Source organism: Roseateles sp. (assembly GCF_031397715.1).
GTDB lineage: Bacteria > Pseudomonadota > Gammaproteobacteria > Burkholderiales > Burkholderiaceae_C > Paucibacter_A.
Genome location: NZ_JANNMI010000145.1, coordinates 1 through 17,320 on the forward strand (window position 1 = coordinate 1; position 17,320 = coordinate 17,320).

The window sequence follows — 17,320 nt, forward strand, 5'->3', positions numbered from 1 at the left end:
TTTACCTGCGCACCCTAGCTTTACCTATGGTGCCCGAGGCCGGACTCGAACCGGCACACCTTGCGGCGGGGGATTTTGAGTCCCCTGCGTCTACCGATTCCGCCACCCGGGCTGGGTGTAGGCAGGTATGTCGCTGCTGAAGCCCACGATTATGCCATGACAATTTGGGCTTTGTAAATACTTATTTCGCTTTGACTGCCACAATGCCGTCTATGAGTCAGAAAACCAGCCCCAAACAATACCCCAGCCTTGAGGACGTCATCGGCAACACGCCGCTGATTCGTCTGCAGCGACTGCTGACGCCCGAGTTGGCCGAGCGCGGCAATACAGTCTTGGCCAAGCTGGAGGGCAATAACCCGGCCGGCTCGGTCAAGGACCGGCCGGCCATCAGCATGATCCGGCGCGCCGAGGAGCGCGGTGATATCAAGCCCGGCGACACCTTGATCGAGGCCACCTCGGGCAATACCGGCATCGCCTTGGCTATGGCGGCTGCTATCCGCGGCTACCGCATGGTCTTGATCATGCCGGAGGATTTGTCTATCGAACGCGCGCAGACCATGAAGGCCTTCGGAGCCGAGTTGATCCTGACGCCCAGATCCGGCGGCATGGAATACGCCCGTGATCTGGCCGAGCAGATGCAAAAAGACGGCAAGGGCCGCGTGCTGGATCAATTCGCTAACGCCGACAATCCGCGCGTTCACTACGAGACCACTGGGCCGGAGTTGTGGCGTGACACCGAGGGGCAAATCACGCACTTCGTCAGCGCCATGGGCACGACCGGCACCATCACCGGCGTGTCGCGCTATTTGAAGGAGCAAAACCCCGCTGTGCGCATCGTCGGCGCGCAGCCGGCCGAGGGTTCGCGCATTCCGGGTATCCGCAAATGGCCGGAGGCCTATCTGCCGAAAATCTACAACCCGCTGGCCGTGGATGAGTTGGTGCTGGTGAATCAGGTGGACGCCGAAGAAATGGCGCGTCGCATGGCCAGGGAGGAGGGCATCTTTGCCGGCATCTCGGCGGCCGGAGCTTGTTGGGTGGCTTTGCAGTTGGCGCGCACGGTGGAAAACGCGACGATTGCATTCATCGTGTGCGACCGCGGTGACCGCTACTTGTCAACCGGCGTCTTCCCAGCTTGACTCCACTAAACTCAGCCACCCCACAAGTGCCAGGAATACAAAGAAATGGACATCCACAAGGAACTTGATACGCGCGGGCTGAATTGCCCCTTGCCTATCTTGAAGGCCAAGAAAGCGCTGGCTGAAATGGAGAGCGGGCAGTTGTTGAAAGTGATCGCCACTGACCCGGGCTCAACGCGCGACTTTCAAGCCTTTGCGCGCCAAACCGGCAATGAGTTGGTCGAGCAAAGCGCGCAGGCGGATGAGTTCATCCATGTGCTGAAGCGGCGCTGAAGACTGCCTCTGCATCAAAAAAGGCCACGCATGCGTGGCCTTTTGCTTCAGCGGCAAGCGCTCAAAGCTCCAGCGTTTGTAGGAATTCCCTGAAGCCCGCGCCCAGCTGCGGATGCGCCAGGGCCAACTCGACATTGGCCTGCAAAAAGCCTTCCTTGCTGCCGCAGTCGTAACGCTTGCCTTCGTAGGCATAGGCAAACACCTTCTCGCGACGCAAAAGGCCGGCGATGCCGTCGGTCAATTGAATTTCGCCGCCCACGCCGCGTGGCTGATTGGCGATTTCGTGAAAGACACCGGGCGTCAAGATATAGCGACCGGCGACGGCCATGCGCGAGGGCGCGTCTTCGGGCGCGGGCTTCTCGACGATGCGCGTGACGTCCATCAGTCGGGCATTGACCTGCGTACCGGCCACAATGCCATAACGACGAGTTTGCTCGGCGGGTACTTCTTGCACCGCCAAGATCGAAGCGCGCCAGTCGGTGAACTGGTCCACCATCTGCTTGAGCACCGGTGGCTGGCCCACCATCAAGTCATCGGCCAGCAGCACCGCGAACGGCTCGTTGCCGACCAGGCGCTGCGCGCACAGGACCGCGTGGCCGAGGCCCAGCGCCTGGGCTTGGCGCACATAAACGCATTCCATATCGTCGGGCTTGACGCTGCGCACCACATCCAACAACTCTTGCTTACCCGCCTGTTCGAGGGCTATCTCCAACTCGAAAGTCATGTCAAAGTGATCCTCGATCGGGCGCTTGTGGCGGCCGGTCACGAAAATCATCTCTCTGATGCCGGCGGCGTAGGCTTCTTCAACGGCGTATTGGATCAAGGGCTTGTCCACCACCGGCAACATCTCTTTGGGCTGCGCCTTGGTGGCGGGCAAAAATCGGGTTCCTAAACCGGCAACGGGGAAGATTGCCTTCGTGATTGCATTGACTGCCATAACCGTACACTCTCTTGTTGGCTGGCGCGCATTGTTGCATGAGCTGTTTATCGGAAACTTCGCGCCAAAGTCGGCATTACAACATCTGAAAATGACATGAGTCTGCTGATCCTGGAACCGCTCGAAGCCGAAGTCATGCAGTGGCTGTCGGAGCGCAATAGCGTGCGCTTTGCGCCGGAGTTGGTCGGCGAAACCGCGCAGCTCTTGCAAGCGCTGCACCAAACCCGCGCCTTGATCGTGCCGCCCAGCGTGGCCGTGGATGCCGCACTCTTGCGCGCCGCACCGCGGCTGCGGGTGGTCGGGCGCGTCAGCGCGGGCGGCGAAAACATCGATCTGGAGGCCTGCCGGGCCGCCCGGGTCGAGGTCATTCGCAGCCTCACCGCGACCGCCAGCGCCGAGGCCGAGTTCGCGATTGGTGCCTTGCTGGCCTTGTTGCGCCGTGTGCCGGTCTTGGCCAGCGACGGCATGATGGTGGGCCGCGAGTTGGGTTGCGCCACGATCGGTTTGATCGGCATGACGCCGGCTTCGCGCATGTTGGCGCAGTTGCTGCCTGCCTTTGGCACGCGGGTGGTTGGTTATGACCCCAGCTTGCATCAGAGCGATCCGCTGTGGGCGCAGTGGGGCATCGAGCCGCTGCCGCTGCGGGAGCTGATGGAGCAGAGCGACGGCGTGTGCGTGCAGCTCGGCTTCTTCCCGCGCTACCGGGGCTTGATGGGGGAGCGCGTGCTGGGCTTTGCCAAACCCGATCAGGTGCTGGTCAGCATCGCGCATTCGGCCGTTTTTGACGACCAGGCGCTGGCCGACGCGCTCACCAGCGGGCGCATCCTGGCGGCTTGGTTTGACAGCCTGGAGCCGGGCTTGCAAGAACCCGGCAGCCCCTTGCACGGCGTGCCTTCGTTCCAGGTCACGCCCAGGCTGGCCAGTACCACGCGCGAATCACGCGCACGCGCCGCCTGGGGCGTGGCGCGGCGCATTGACGAGTTGCTGGCGTTAGCGCCCGAGCCGGCGCCGGAGTTTCGGATCAGCGGGCCAGGCGAGCTGCCTGTTCCCGCAGCCGAGCGGCGGTGGCGCTAAAGTCGGCCAAGCGCTGACGCTCCTGCTCGACCACGGCGGCGGGCGCGCGCGCCACGAAGCTCTCGGTGCCGAGCTTGGCGGTGATCTTGACGACCTCGCCTTCCAGTCGCTCGATTTCCTTGTTCAATCTTGCGGTTTCGGCCGCTACATCGATCTCTACATGCAGGGCCAACCTAGCCTCGCCATGCACCAGCACCGGCGCATTGGCGCTGGCCGCTGCAAAGGCCGCGTCATCTGCGATGAATAGCACCTCGCTGAGCTTGGCGAGCGTCTTCAGGAAGGGCGCGGCCTCGGCCACAAAGCCGGTGTCGCCGCCCACCAGCAGCGGCACGCGCGCCGAGGCCGATAGATTCATCTCGCTGCGCAGGCTGCGGCAGGTGCTGACGATGGCCTTCAGGTTGTCTACCCAGGCACAGGCGGCCGCATCGATACGTTCGGGCTGGGCGATGGGATAGGCGGCTGTGACGAGGAAGGCGCTGGACTTGCGCCCGGCGATCGGCGCCACCGTCTGCCACAGCTCTTCGGTGATGAACGGGGCGATCGGGTGCAGCAGGCGCAGAATCGTTTCCAGCACGCGGATCAGCGTGCGGCGGGTCGCGCGTTGCTGGGCCTCTGAGCCGTTCTGGATCTGTACCTTGGCGATTTCCAGATACCAGTCGCAGTACTCATCCCAGACAAAGGAGTAGATCGCGCCGGCCACGAAGTCCAGCCGGTATTCGGCAAAGCCCTGGGCGATTGCCTGCTCGACCTTCTGCAGCTCGCTGCTGATCCAGCGGTCGGCCTGGCTGAAGGCCAAATAGCCGTGGAATTCGGCACCCGGCGCGCATTGCTCCTTCGTGTGTTCTGCCAAGCCACAGTCCTGGCCCTCGGTGTTCATCAGCACGAAGCGGGTCGCGTTCCAGAGCTTGTTGCAGAAATTTCGATAACCCTCGCAGCGCTTGGTGTCGAAGCTGATATTGCGGCCCAACGACGCCAGCGAGGCGAAGGTGAAGCGCAACGCGTCGGCGCCAAAAGCGGGGATGCCCTCGGGGAACTCCTTCTCGGTCGCTTTGCGCACTTTGGGCGCGGTTTCGGGGCGGCGCAGGCCGTGTGAGCGCTTGTCCAGCAAGGGGGCCAACGCTATGCCGTCGATCAGGTCGACCGGGTCCAGCACATTGCCCTCCGATTTGCTCATCTTCTGGCCCTGCGAGTCGCGCACCAGGCCGTGGATATAGACATGCTTGAACGGCACTTGGCCGTTCGGATGAGCATCGGACTTGGTGAAATGCTTGGTCATCATGATCATCCGGGCGACCCAGAAGAAGATGATGTCATAACCCGTTACCAAGACGGACGAAGGCAGGAACAGGTCTTGCTCCAGCGTCTTGGCGGGCCAGCCCAAGGTGGAGAAGGGCACCAGCGCGCTGGAGTACCAGGTGTCCAGCACGTCCTCGTCACGGCTTAGCTCTCCAACATAGCCCGCAGCAGTTGCCTTGGCGCGCGCCACGTCCTCGTCGCGCGCCACAAAGAGCTAGCCGCCCGCGCCGTACCACGCGGGGATCTGATGGCCCCACCAGAGCTGGCGCGAGATGCACCAGTCATTGATATTGCCCATCCAGTGGTTATACGTGTTGACCCATTGCTCGGGGTAGAACTTCACATCGCCCGACGCGACGGCGTCCACTGCACCTTGAGCAATGCTTCGACCGTCGGCGGCGGGCTTGTTCATCGCCATAAACCACTGCTCGGTCAGCATCGGCTCTATCACCTGACCGGTGCGCTCGCAGCGCGGCACCATCAGCTTGTGCTTCTTGACCTCGACCAGGAAGCCGGCAGCCTCCAGATCGGCGACGATCTTTTTGCGCGCGACGAAGCGATCCAGGCCTTGGTAGGCCAAGGGCGCCGCCTCGTTGATCTTGGCGTCCAGCGTCAGCACGCAGATCAAGGGCAGGCCATGGCGCTGACCGACCGCATAGTCGTTGGTGTCATGCGCGGGCGTGACCTTGACCACGCCGGTGCCGAAGGCGCGGTCGACATAATCATCGGCAATGACGGGGATCTGCCGATCGCACAGCGGCAGCAAGACTTGCCTGCCGATCAAGGCCGCATAACGCTCATCTTCAGGGTGGACCATCACGGCCACGTCGCCCAGCATGGTCTCCGGGCGGGTGGTCGCGACCACCACATCGCCGCTGCCGTCGGCGAGCGGATAGCGGATATGCCAGAGAAAGCCGTCTTCCTCTTCGCTGTTGACTTCCAGGTCCGACACGGCGGACTTGAGCACTGGGTCCCAGTTCACCAGGCGCTTGCCGCGGTAGATCAGGCCCTCGTCGAACAGGCGCACGAATGTTTCGCTGACCACCTTGGACAGGCCCGCGTCCATGGTGAAGTACTCATGCTCCCAAGACACCGAGTCGCCCATGCGGCGCATCTGGCTGGTGATGGTGTCACCGGACTCTTTTTTCCATTCCCAAACGCGGGCGACGAAGTTCTTGCGGCCCAGTTCGTGGCGGGTCTTGGCACCTTCCTCGCCCTTGTCGGCCAACTGCCGCTCGACGACGATTTGTGTGGCGATGCCGGCGTGGTCGGTGCCGGGCACCCACAGCGTGTTGTGCCCCAGCATGCGGTGGTAGCGCGTCAACGAGTCCATGATGGTCTGGTTGAAGGCATGGCCCATGTGCAGGGTGCCGGTCACATTGGGCGGCGGCAACTGGATGCAAAACGACTCGCGACTGGCGTCCAGCGTGGGTTTGTACAAGCCCTTGGCTTCCCAGAGAGGCCCCCAATGGGCTTCAAGGGCGGCGGGCTCAAACGATTTGGCGAGTTCGGTCATGGGGCGCAGGCGGCCTTGACAGGCCATCCTTCAGAGCAAAAGAGATGGCTCGGATTGTAGAGGGCGGCCCGCCTATGAATGACTCCAGCTTGCGCTGCGCGTCTGGGGCAGCCAGCGGCTCCACCAACTGTCGGCGTGAGCGGGGTGTGTTCGGTGTTCGGCTTGCCCACTCAAGCAGCGCTCCACGCTGAACATGCGCTCATCGTCGGTGCTGGGTGTACAGGCGAAGTGGCAGCGCCGCATCAGCGCCAGCATGGCGGCGTTGTCGGCCAGCACATCTCCGTGCAGCCATGCCAGCTGATGCTCGCTGGCCACCACCATCAAGGCGCTGATGGCGCGCCGACCGAGGCCGCGGCGCTGCCAGGGCTCGGCCACGGTCAGCGCAAATTCGGCGCTAGGCAGTCCATCCAAATTGCCGTCGTCGACGGCATAGCGGGCCTCGGCGACGATCTCTTCTGCGCCGCCGGTTCGGTGGGTGACCACAAAGGCCATGTGCTGCTCGTAGTCGATCTCGGTCAAGCGGCTCAGCCATGCAGGCGAGAGCCCCTTGATGCCAGCGTGGAATCGGTTGCTGCGGCTGGCCGGGCTCAGCCCCTCAACCATCAGGGCAAGCGCTGTCCGGTCTTGCGGCAGGATGGGCCGCAGCGTCAGCTGCTCACCGCGCCCGATCGACCAGACGTCGATCCACTCGGTCGGATAGTGGCTGATCTGGTGGTGACCGTGGCTTGGGTCGGTTTGAATAGTTGACATCTGAGCTCTCCTGCGTGAAGCGTTGAAAACGCCGTTGTGGGAGAGATCGAAATGGCTGAGTGAAAGACGACAAAAGGTGGAAATTCACTCCTTCAGCTGCTCGAACAAATAGATTCTGGCTTTTTCCCAATCACGCTGAACCGTGCGTTCGGACACGCCGCGCAGCGCGCCAATTTCGGCCAAGCTCAAGCCGCCAAAAAACTTCAGCTCGACGATCTCGGCCCACTGCGAATTGACGCGCCCCAAGGCGTCCAGTGCATCACTCAAACGCAAGGTGTCGTCCGGCGGCATCGCCTTCAGCTCGGTCAAGGTGTTCATGGTCACGAACTGCAACTCGCCGCCGTGGCGCTGGCTGCGGCGCTGGCGGATGTGGTCGATGACGATGCCCCGCATCACCCGCGCCGCGTAGCTGACCAGCTCGGGCTGACTGCTGAATTCCAGCGCCCGCCCGTCGATGCGCAGCCAGACCTCGTGCAACAAGGTTGACGGCCCCAGGCTCAAGGCCTGATGGCGGAACAACTCGCCGCGCGCGCGCCGGCGCAGCTCGTGGTAAAGCTGCTCAAACCATTGCAGCCCGTCGCTCTGGTCCGGCGCCGTGGGGCTGGGTTCAAGGCCCGCAGCCGGCAAAAGGGGGGGGCAGTTGGGAATCGAAGTCATGGGAGGAGTGAGTACCTGACGCGCGTATAGCCAGTATCCGGTATGCCTGAGGGCAACGATGGGAGATGTGCCCCCTAGTTTGTCGAAGCGGCAGATGTCGCTTTTTAAACCGCCATTTCGATCCCCCTGCATGTCGAAAAAGCGCCGCGCGTTCAAGCGGATCGGTCGGCCAACCAACCTGGAGAGATGGAAATGCGTAACCACCCTGCTCGAAACGCCGGACGATGTGCCCTCAACGTGCTGGTCCTGTCTGCATGGCAGGCGCTGGCCCTGCCCGCGGTGGCAGGCGGTGTTGTCTACCGAAGCATCTCGCTGCCCTCGCTGTTTGGCGCAGCCAGCAGTGACCCCGGAGATGCGCTGGCGATCAACAACGCGGGCCAGGTGGTGGGCTATGTCAATAACCCGGTGACAGGCGAGGCGCGGGCCTTTTTGTACGACGGCCGGATCGATGGAAGGGGGGTAATGCTGAGTATGGGCGGCACCACCGGCGGTCAGCAGTCAACGGCGAACGCGATCAGCGACCCCATGGGGATCAGGCAAACCGTGACTGTGGCGGGCTCCACCTGGAACACCGGTGTTGCCGCGCCGTCGAGTGGCTTCACGCAAACGCACAGCAATGTGTTGGGCAGCACGGGCAGCGCCCACGCCTTTGGGCCCGGTGTCGGCAGCGGGCCTAGGGTGCGGGGCATCAACAACGCCGGTCAAGTGGTCGGAACCTACACCAATTCAATTGGCTATCCACAGGCCTTTGTGCGCGCTGCCGGTGGCCAGTTCACCGACCTGCACAAGCCTTTTGAGTACGTACGCAGTGCTGCCTCGGCGATCAATAATGCCGGCGCCGTGGTGGGCTACGTGACCACGCGCTTTGGCTTTGAGGACACGGCAGCGCTGTGGGAGAACGGCCAACTGCGCGACCTCGGCAGCCTGGGAGGCCGGTCCGCGTTTGCCAATGCGCTGAGCCAGAACGGCCTGATCGTGGGCAACTCAATGCTGAGTGGTAGCAACAAGTACCACGCTTTCGTCTATCGCAACGGCAGCATGAGCCGCATCGCCGCAGAGCTGGAAGGGGCCAATGGTGGCAACGGTAGCAGTGGCGCCACCGGTGTCAACGCCAGCGGCCAAACCGTGGGTTGGTACGTCCATGGCGACTCGAACGAAAGCGGGGCCATGTTGCATTCCGACTCGGGCGGCAGCGTCCGTTTGAACAATTACATGATAGGCGGCGTGCTCTTCAATCCCTCGCTCATTCGCGCCCAAGCCATCAATGAAGTGGGCCAGATCGCGGCCACCAACGCCGCCGGCCGGCCTATCCTGCTCAGCCCCGAGGGCACGCTGAGCTGGGTCAAGACCGCCGGCGGCCGGGTCGGCGACCCTGCCAACTGGGACAGCGGCCTGGGCTTCTCGCCGAACCGCTTGCTGGATGTGCTGATCGCCTCCAACAGTGCCCAGACGGTCTATGCAGACAGCAGTTTTTCGGCCAAGAGCCTGCAAGTCGGCGGCGATCTTGCCGGTGACAACGCCGCCATCGGCCTGCGCTTGAGCGTGGGTCATGTGATCAACGCCGGCAGCGGCCTGGTGATCGCGCGCAGCGGCACGCTGAGTGGCGATGGCCGGGTGATGGGTCAAGCCGGCGTGCTCAACCGCGGCAGCGTGGTGGCCAGGTTCGACGGCGTGCTGGTGCTGGACGGCGCGCTCGACAACCGCGGCCTGGTCACCGGCAGCGGCCGCATAGAGACCAATTTGATCAACCGCGGCGGCGGCATCGGCGTGCGGGTCGGGGCTGGGCAAGACCTGACCCTGGCTGGCACGGCCCACAGCGCCGCCGATGGCTCGGTGATGCGGGTCGCCGAAGGCGGTTCGCTGAATTTTGAGGGTCGGCTGACCCACCAGGGCGGCGCCACGCTGCAAATTGACAACGCCACGCTGCGGCTCGTCCACGGTATGGACAACGCCGGCCGCATCAAGCTGGGCCCGGGCGGGGCCGAAGTCTACGGTGACATCAACAATGGCCCGCGTGGCCGCATCGAGGCCTTTGACGGCGCCAAGGCGAGCTTGTTCGGTCGCCTCATCAACGACGGCGACATCAGCACAGCCGGCGGCGCGCAGATCGTCTATGCCGGACGGGTCTCGGGCAGGGGTAGCTTCAGCGGGCAGGGCGAGGGCGGATTCCATCGTTTTGAGGGCGGCTATGCACCGGGTGCTTCGCCGGCCTCAGTCAGCATCGGCGACGTGCAATTCGCCAGCTTGCTAACGATGGAACTGGGCGGATTGATGCCCGGCAGCCAGCACGACCAGATCGCCTTCACCGGCAGCGTGCTGTTCGAGAGCAGCAGCTTTTTGGAGATCGCCCTGATCAACGGCTTCAGCCCCAAGGGCGGTGACAGCTTCGCGCTGTTCTCCTATGCGCAGGCGCCCAGCGGCAACTTTGAGGACTTCTACCTGCCGACCCTGAGCGCCGGTTTGAGCTGGGACGTAGCTCACCTCCACACCACCGGCGTGCTGCGTGTGACGGCGGTGCCCGAGCCCGGCAGCTGGGCCTTGCTATTGCTGGGGCTGGCCGGCCTGACGCTGCTGCGCCGCGCTCGCGGTGCATCAATTTGACTTTCAACCGGAGCAATCAAGCATGAAATACAGCGCTACAAACCTCCTTGCCGGCCTGCTGGCTGCCCTTGTATTCAACGCCGATGCCAATGCGGCCGGCGTGCCCGGCCAAGGCAGTTGGGAAACCACGCTGCAGGGGCGTGACTTGGACAGCAATCTCGGCAATGGCTACGAGGCCTATTTCGACACCAGTCTGAACATCAGCTGGCTGGCGCAGGCACAGGCGCCGAGCGGGAACTTGAGCTGGGCCAACGCCCAGGCCTACGCTGCCGGCCTGAATGTGGGCGGCGTCACCGGCTGGCGTTTGCCCCAAGTAACCCCCAGCGGCGACGGGGCCTGCCACTTCCAAACGGCGGGCTCGGACTGTGGCTACAACGTCAACACCGCCAACTCCGAGCTGGCGCATCTGTTCTATGTCACCTTGGGCAATCTGAGCACCGTCGCACCGGGCGGCGGCGCTCAGGTGGGCGGCGGTTTGAGCAACACCGGGCCGTTCGGCAATGTATTTGAGGGCGACTATTGGACCGGCAGTGCGTATGCGCCGAACCCGGCCGAAGAGGCCTGGATGTTCAACACCGGCGCCGGCTTGCAAATGAACAGCTCGCAGCCCTTCACGCTGGCGGTATGGGCGGTGCATGCAGGTGACGTGGCGGCGCCGGTGCCGGAGTCACAGACCTGGGCTCTGATGCTTGTGGGCTTGGCTGGTTTGGCAGGTCTGGCTCGGCGGCGCCACCTCAAATATGGGGGCTGAGCCGCGCCTGATTAACGTAAGCTCGCGTCCATGACGCGCGCCGCACCCGACCGAAACTGGACCGTGCTTGGCCCCCAGCTGGATCGGCTCTTGAGCCTGTCCGAGGTGGATCAAGCCCAATGGCTGGCGGAGTTGGCCCAGCGCGATGCCGCCAACGCCAGCCAGTTGCGCAGTCTGCTGAGCGCCCGTGACGCCGCCAGCCGGGCCGACTTTTTGGCCGACGAGTCGGCCCCGGAAATTCTGCCCGCCCAGGCCCAAGCCGGCGACCGGCTCGGCGCCTGGCGGCTGGTGTCGCTGCTCGGCGAAGGCGGCATGGGCACGGTCTGGTTGGCTGAGCGCACCGACGGCCGCTATGACGGCCAAGCCGCCATCAAGCTGCTGCGCACGGGGCTGTTTGATGCGTCGTCCCAAGCGCGCTTTCGCCGCGAGGGCGCGATCCTGGCGCGCCTGCATCATCCGGGCATCGCGCCGCTGCTGGACGCCGGCATCAGCGAACGCGGCCAGCCCTATCTGGTTCTCGAATATGTGCAAGGTGAGCAGATCGATGCCTTCTGTGCGGCGCGCCGGCTGGGCGTCAAGGAGCGCGTTGAATTGTTCCAGCAGGTGCTGGACGCGGTGACCGCAGCGCACGCCCAAATGGTGATTCACCGCGATTTGAAGCCGTCCAACATCCTGGTGGATGACAGCGGGCGGGTGCGGCTGCTGGACTTCGGCCTGGCGCGGTTTCAGGACGACGCGGCGCAGGACCAGCTGACCCGCGTGGGCGCTTGGGCGCTGACGCCCGAGTACGCGGCGCCGGAGCAGTTTGAGGCCGGCCCCTTGAGCATGGCGACCGATGTCTATGCGCTGGGGGTGGTGCTGTACGAGTTGCTGACCGGGGTGAGGCCCAACGGCCTGCCCGCTGGGGCGACACCCTTGGACTGTCTGCGGGCCGCCAAGCTGGGTAACTTCCGGCCGGCCAGCGTGGCGGCACCCGAACTGCAGCGCGCCTTGCGCGGCGATCTGGACAATATCCTGGCCCGAGCGCTGCGCCTGGAGGCCCATCAGCGCTATGTCAGCGTGCCGGCATTTGCCGATGACCTAAATCGTTACTTGAAGTCCTTGCCGGTATTGGCCCGGCCGACATCTTGGGCCTACCGGGCGCAAAAATTCATCCATCGCCATCCGGCCGCGAGCGCCATTGCCGGCGCCATCGTGCTGGCCTTGGTGGGCGGCGCGCATGCGCAGCTGGCCGTGTTGCTGGCCCTGAGCGTGGGTACGGCGGCCGCGCTGTGGCAGGCAAGAGCAGCCCGGCGCGAGGCCGCTAGCGCGCGCACCGCCTTGCAGCGCGCCGAGCAGGTGAAGGCCTTTATCGCCTCGATCTTCACCGAGGCCACCCCCCGCGAGGGGGCGGGCGGGGTCGTCACCGCCGCGCAATTACTGGCCGCAGCCTGTGAGCGGGTCGAGAGCGAGTTGAAGGCCTACCCGGCCGTCGCCGCCGAGTTGGGGGTGTTGATTGCGCAGAGTGCTGCCGAGCTCAGCGCGCTGGATATTGCTGACAAGGCCGTTGCCGCCGCACTGCCGCGCTGCCTGCGCGAGTTTGGCCGCTTGCATCCGCTCTCCTTGAGGGCCAGGTGCCTCAGCGCAGCGGCCGCCAACTACGGCGCTCGTTTCGAGCAGGCGGTCAGCCTGGCTCTGGAGCTGGTCGATGATTTGCGTGCTGCTTTGCCGGCGCATGCCGAGCTAATGTGCAAGGCCTTGTGCGAGCTGTCCTTTGGCCAGGCCAAGTTCATGCGCAAGCAGGAGAGCTTCGCGGCCTTGCACGAGGCGGTGCGGGTGGGTGAGGCGCACCTCGGGCTGCTGCACGCGGATACCCTGTATGCGCTGGGCCTGCTGTCGAACACCTATACGCATTACGGCGAGCATGCTGCGGCCCTTGAGGTGGCGGCGCTGACCGTGCAGCGGGCCCGCCAGGCCTACGGTGCGCAGCGGCCCCACAGCCAGATCATCAATGCCGAGCGTTTGTACGCCTCGGCCTTGATCAACCAGGGCCAGCCGGCCACGGCCGAGCCACTGGCCCGGCAGGCGGTGGTCGATCAGACCCTGCTCGACGGCGGCCTTTCTGCGCGGGTGCTGCAGGCCATGAATATGCATGGCCTGGCCCTGGCGGGCATGGGGCGGACCCAGGCCGGGTTGGCCATCGCTCGGCAGGTGCGTGACGAGCATCGACGACTGCTGCCGGCCGATGCGACCAACGCCGCCATCTTTACCGGACGGGTGGCGCTGATGCTGGCGCCCGTCCGCTGCGCTGCGGAGATCGAGGAGCAACTGGCTCAGGAGGAGTTGCTGTGGCGGCGCGCCTCGCATGAGCCGGTCGTGTATCGCCAGCGCCGCACGCGCTTGCGCGGGCAGTTGCAGGCCCAGGCCGGCAAGGATGATTTGCTGCGGGCTTGTCTGCAACTGCTGGAGCAACAGGAGGAGAGTGCGCACAACCGCCTAGAGCGAGTCCGCCTGTTGCGCCTGCTGGCTAGGGCTCTGCGCTGGCAAGGCCGGACGGAGGCGGCGGTGGCGGTGGTCAATCAGGCCCTGGCGGCCGGCCAGGCGCCGGACATCATCGACGCCGAGAGTGCGGCCGTGCATGCCGAGTCGGCCTTGGTTTTTCTGGACCTGGGTGATGTGCCGTCGGCGACCCTGCAATGCGCCCAGGCCGTGATCTTGTTCGAGCGCTACCAGGTCGAGGTGTGCTCGCTCGTGCGCAGCGATCTGTTGCTGGCCGAAGGCCGGCTGGCCTTGCTGGCTGGGGATAGTCAAGCCGCGGCGGAGAGCTTCGGGCGGCTGGAGCAGGCCTGGGCCGAGCAGAATCCACGCAGTCTGTGGCACGCCGAGGCGGCCTGTTGGTTCGGGCTGGCTTGGCGAGCCAGCGGCGCGCCAGAGGCGGCCGACAGCTTGCTGGCCTGGGCACGGCCGCTGCTGCTCGCTGGTGCGCTGCCGGCGCTCCGCCAGCTGGCAGGCAGGGAATAGCCAAGATGAGCCCTGCGCTGAACAAGAATTGGACATTGCTGGGGCCGCAACTCGATGAGTTGCTGGGCCTGAACGTCGCCGAGCGCGCCGCCTGGTTGCAGGATCTGGCCGGGCGCGACGCCGCCAACGCAAGCCAGCTGAGCGAGCTGTTGAGCCTGCGCGACGCCGCCAGCCAGGACGGATTCATGCATGGCGTGGCCACGCTGCTGCCGGCGCAAGCCCAAGCCGGCGACCAGCTCGGCGCCTGGCGCTTGGAGTCGCTGTTGGGCGAGGGCGGCATGGGCACGGTCTGGCTGGCCCGGCGCACCGATGGCCGCTTCGACGGCGAGGCGGCGATCAAGCTGCTGCGCACGGGTCTGTTTGATGCGGCATCCCAAGCGCGCTTTCGCCGCGAAGGTGCGATCCTGGCGCGCCTGCACCACCCCGGCATCGCGCCGCTGCTGGACGCCGGCGTTAGCGAGCGCGGCCAGCCCTATCTGGTGCTGGAGTATGTACAGGGCGAGCGCATTGATGCTTTCTGTGCGGCGGCCGATTTGAGCGTACGGGCCCGGGTGACGCTGTTCTTGCAGGTGCTTGATGCGGTCGCGGCGGCGCATGCGCAACTCATCATTCACCGCGACCTCAAACCGTCGAACATTCTGGTGGAGGCGGGCGGGCGGGTGCGGCTGTTGGATTTTGGCCTTGCGCGGCTGCAGGACAGCGACGCCGCGCAAGAACCACTGACCCGCGAGGGCGGCTTGGCGCTGACGCCCGAGTACGCGGCGCCCGAACAGTTTCAGGGCGGCGTGTTGAGCATGGCGACGGATGTGTTTGCGCTGGGCGTTGTGCTGTATGAATTGCTGACCGGAGGGCGCCCCAGCGGCCTCGGCGCTGCGACGCCGATCGAGCATCTGCGTGCTTTCGACGGTGAGGCGTTTCTTCTGGCCAGCGGGCGCGCAGCAGCCGCTTCGCTGCGTGGCGATCTGGACAATATTCTGGCCAAGGCCTTGGCTTTTGCCGCTGCCGATCGCTACGTCGGCGCCACCGCCATGGCCGATGATTTGCGGCGTTATTTGGCCGATCAACCGGTCACCGCTCGACCGATCTCCGGGGCTCTTCGCCTGAGGAAATTTGTGCGGCGCAACCGCCTGGGCGTGGCGTTGGGCGGCCTGATTGCGCTGGCTAGCGCGGTGGGTGTGGCTAGCACGGTGTTTCAGGCGCAGCGGGCCGAGGCGGCAGCTTCGCAGGCGCGCAGCGACCGCGACCGCGCCTTGCAGGAGTTGAGTCACGCCGAATCTGCCAACGAACTGGTGGCCTTTTTGTTGACTGACGGCGCGGACAAGCCCTTCACCAGCGCCGAGCTGCTGGACCGTGCCGAGGCGATGGTGGATACCGCCTTCGCCGACGACGCGGAGGCACGTGCGCGCCTGCTGCTGATGCTGGCCAGCCAGCGTGGCGAGTTGATGCAAGCGGACCAGGGCGAGGCCGTGCTCAGACGCGCACAGGCCGCCACCGCACAGGCTGGCAAGCCCTCGCTGGCCGCTGGCGTTCAATGTATGCGCGGGCACATCCAGACCATGCGCGGCGATTTTGAAGGCGCCTACGCCCTCATCAACCCGGCGCTCATCACGCTGGAGCGGCAGGGCGATCTAGACCTTGGCCTGCGCATCAATTGTCTGAATTTGCGCACCTTGTTGAACATTCAAAGCGCCAACGCCGCCGCCGCCGTGGCCGACGCTCAAGCGGCGCTGGCCTTGCTCGGCCGTCCCAGCGCCGGTCAACGTGTGCAAGCGGTTGAGGCGCAGTCGGCGCTGGCCAGTGCCTTGCGCCAACTCGGTCGGCGCGCCGAGTCGGTGGCGATGTTTCGACAGGCGATTGCGGCGCTGGACGCGATGGGGCGCGGCCAAACGGCGCGCAGCTCGACGTTGTGGAACAACCTTGGCGCGGCCTTGGCCGCCAGTGGGCAGGTGCGAGCGGGCGTGTTGGCGCTGGAGCGCAGCCAGGCCATTGAGCAGCGCATCAGTGGAGCTGCGGGCGACGCGACCGTTTTGGCCAATCTCGGCGACAGCTTTGCCGATGAGGAGCGCTACGCCGCCGCACTGGCTCTGCTGCAGCAAGCCCAAGTCGTCGCGCGCAGCATGCCCGGGCCGCGGGTGATGGGTGAGATTCAGTTGCGCCTGGCTGCCGCGCTATTAGGCCTGGGGCGGCTTGATGAGGCCGGCGCGGCCCTCGCCGACGCCAGCGCTTTGCTTGGCAGTCTGCTCAAGCCCGGCCACCCGTCTCTGGGCACGGTGGCATTGACAGCCGGCAAGCTTCGTTTGGCCCAGGGTGATGCGGCCGGAGCGAGGGTGTTGATCGAACAAGCGGCCGCGATTTATGCAGCCGCGTCCAATGACCACCCCGGCCGTTTTCGTGCTCAAGTGGCCTTGGCGCGGGTTCTGCAAGCGCAAGGGCAGGCCGAGGCGGCGCAGCAGATTGCTGGCCAAGCGCTGATGTTGGCACGCCATTTCTCGACAGGCTTTGCCAGCAGCGAATACCTGGGCAGCGCCTTGCTTTTGCAGGCTGAATTGCTGATGGCGGCCGGTCAACGCGGCCAGGCTGCCAAACTCGCTGCAGATGCCGTCGCGCATTTGCGTGCCACGGTGGATGCCAGTGCGCCGCTACTCAAGCGCGCCGAGGCGCTGGCGTTGGCGACATGAACAGTTCCGCGCCGCTCGGCCTTCGCTGCTCTCAGGCCTTACATGAACAGATGTTCCCCGGCATTTTGGCTGCGCCGGAACGCTGGGTTTCGCGCTGTCGCGCTCATGTGCCGCCCTGGCTGCGCCAGTCCATCACATGAACAAATGTTCCCCCGCGTTCTGGCTGCGCCGAAACGCCGGCCCCCAGTGCTCTGCTACATGAACAGATGCTCGCCGGCGTTTTCACCCCCCAGCACCACATAGTTGACCTTGCGCAAATCCGCCAAGGTCTTGCCGCCTGAATACGACACCGAGCTTTGCAGGTCTTCTTGCATCTCGCGCAAGGTGTCGGCTAGACGGCCTTTGACAGGCTCCAGGATGCGCTTGCCTTCAACATGCTTGTACTCGCCCTTGTTGAAGTCGCTGGCCGAGCCGTAGTACTCTTTGAACAGCTTACCGTCCACTTCGACGGTATTGCCGGGTGACTCTTCATGGCCAGCAAAGAGCGAGCCAATCATCACCATCGAGGCACCGAAACGCATGCTCTTGGCAATGTCGCCGTGATGGCGGATGCCGCCGTCGGCGACGATCGGCTTGGTGGCCACGCGGGCGCACCACTTCAAGGCCGACAGCTGCCAACCGCCGGTGCCGAAGCCGGTCTTCAGCCTTGTG

General features: G+C 64.9%; 11 protein-coding genes, 1 tRNA gene and 1 pseudogene. 7 read left to right on the forward strand and 6 right to left on the reverse strand.

Annotated elements, in window-relative coordinates; genetic code table 11:
* Positions 1–27: 27 nt before the first annotated feature.
* Positions 28–112, reverse strand: a tRNA-Leu gene (locus RMO57_RS06160).
* Positions 113–212: 100 nt separating this feature from the next.
* On the opposite strand from RMO57_RS06160, the gene cysM reads away from it, so the two are divergent.
* Both cysM and RMO57_RS06170 read left to right on the forward strand, forming a co-directional pair.
* Positions 213–1,136 (forward strand): cysteine synthase CysM, encoded by a 924-nt coding sequence (gene cysM / locus RMO57_RS06165; RefSeq protein ID WP_310385167.1) that lies wholly within the window; start codon positions 213–215, stop codon positions 1,134–1,136.
* A gap of 45 nt (positions 1,137–1,181) precedes the next feature.
* Positions 1,182–1,409, forward strand: coding sequence for a sulfurtransferase TusA family protein (locus RMO57_RS06170; protein ID WP_310385169.1), 228 nt, complete (start codon positions 1,182–1,184; stop codon positions 1,407–1,409).
* Between the two features lie 61 nt (positions 1,410–1,470).
* Here RMO57_RS06170 and galU read toward each other — a convergent pair whose 3' ends face one another.
* Positions 1,471–2,346, reverse strand: coding sequence for a UTP--glucose-1-phosphate uridylyltransferase GalU (gene galU / locus RMO57_RS06175; RefSeq protein WP_310385171.1), 876 nt, complete (start codon positions 2,344–2,346; stop codon positions 1,471–1,473).
* A gap of 96 nt (positions 2,347–2,442) precedes the next feature.
* Between galU and RMO57_RS06180 the strand changes: the two genes are divergently transcribed.
* On the forward strand, positions 2,443–3,420 hold the full coding sequence (locus tag RMO57_RS06180; RefSeq protein WP_310385175.1) for an NAD(P)-dependent oxidoreductase: 978 nt from the start codon (positions 2,443–2,445) through the stop codon (positions 3,418–3,420).
* Here RMO57_RS06180 and RMO57_RS06185 read toward each other — a convergent pair.
* The 3 genes and pseudogenes from RMO57_RS06185 to RMO57_RS06195 all read right to left on the reverse strand — a co-directional run bounded on the left by RMO57_RS06185 (position 3,368) and on the right by RMO57_RS06195 (position 7,639).
* A pseudogene (locus RMO57_RS06185) lies at positions 3,368–6,232 on the reverse strand (valine--tRNA ligase). The gene RMO57_RS06180 and the pseudogene RMO57_RS06185 sit on opposite strands and share 53 nt — an antisense overlap.
* Before the next feature lie 72 nt (positions 6,233–6,304).
* The gene (locus RMO57_RS06190; RefSeq protein ID WP_310385177.1) at positions 6,305–6,982 is read right to left on the reverse strand and encodes a GNAT family protein; all 678 of its coding nucleotides are present in this window, start codon (positions 6,980–6,982) and stop codon (positions 6,305–6,307) included.
* A gap of 84 nt (positions 6,983–7,066) precedes the next feature.
* On the reverse strand, positions 7,067–7,639 hold the full coding sequence (locus tag RMO57_RS06195) for an ECF-type sigma factor (RefSeq protein WP_310385178.1): 573 nt from the start codon (positions 7,637–7,639) through the stop codon (positions 7,067–7,069).
* 192 nt (positions 7,640–7,831) lie between these two features.
* On the opposite strand from RMO57_RS06195, the gene RMO57_RS06200 reads away from it, so the two are divergent.
* The 4 genes from RMO57_RS06200 to RMO57_RS06215 are packed head-to-tail and all read left to right on the forward strand — an operon-like array spanning position 7,832 to position 16,669.
* Positions 7,832–10,240 (forward strand): PEP-CTERM sorting domain-containing protein, encoded by a 2,409-nt coding sequence (locus RMO57_RS06200; RefSeq protein WP_310385180.1) that lies wholly within the window; start codon positions 7,832–7,834, stop codon positions 10,238–10,240.
* Between the two features lie 22 nt (positions 10,241–10,262).
* On the forward strand, positions 10,263–10,991 hold the full coding sequence (locus RMO57_RS06205) for a PEP-CTERM sorting domain-containing protein (protein WP_310385181.1): 729 nt from the start codon (positions 10,263–10,265) through the stop codon (positions 10,989–10,991).
* Between the two features lie 30 nt (positions 10,992–11,021).
* On the forward strand, positions 11,022–13,991 hold the full coding sequence (locus RMO57_RS06210) for a serine/threonine-protein kinase (RefSeq protein ID WP_310385183.1): 2,970 nt from the start codon (positions 11,022–11,024) through the stop codon (positions 13,989–13,991).
* Between the two features lie 5 nt (positions 13,992–13,996).
* Entirely contained in the window at positions 13,997–16,669 is a 2,673-nt protein-coding gene (locus RMO57_RS06215; RefSeq protein ID WP_310385185.1) for a serine/threonine-protein kinase, read from the forward strand.
* A 194-nt stretch (positions 16,670–16,863) separates the two neighbouring features.
* On the opposite strand, the gene RMO57_RS06220 is transcribed toward RMO57_RS06215, so the two are convergent.
* A partial coding sequence (locus tag RMO57_RS06220) for an IMP dehydrogenase (RefSeq protein WP_310385187.1) occupies positions 16,864–17,320 on the reverse strand: 457 nt, incomplete at its 5' end.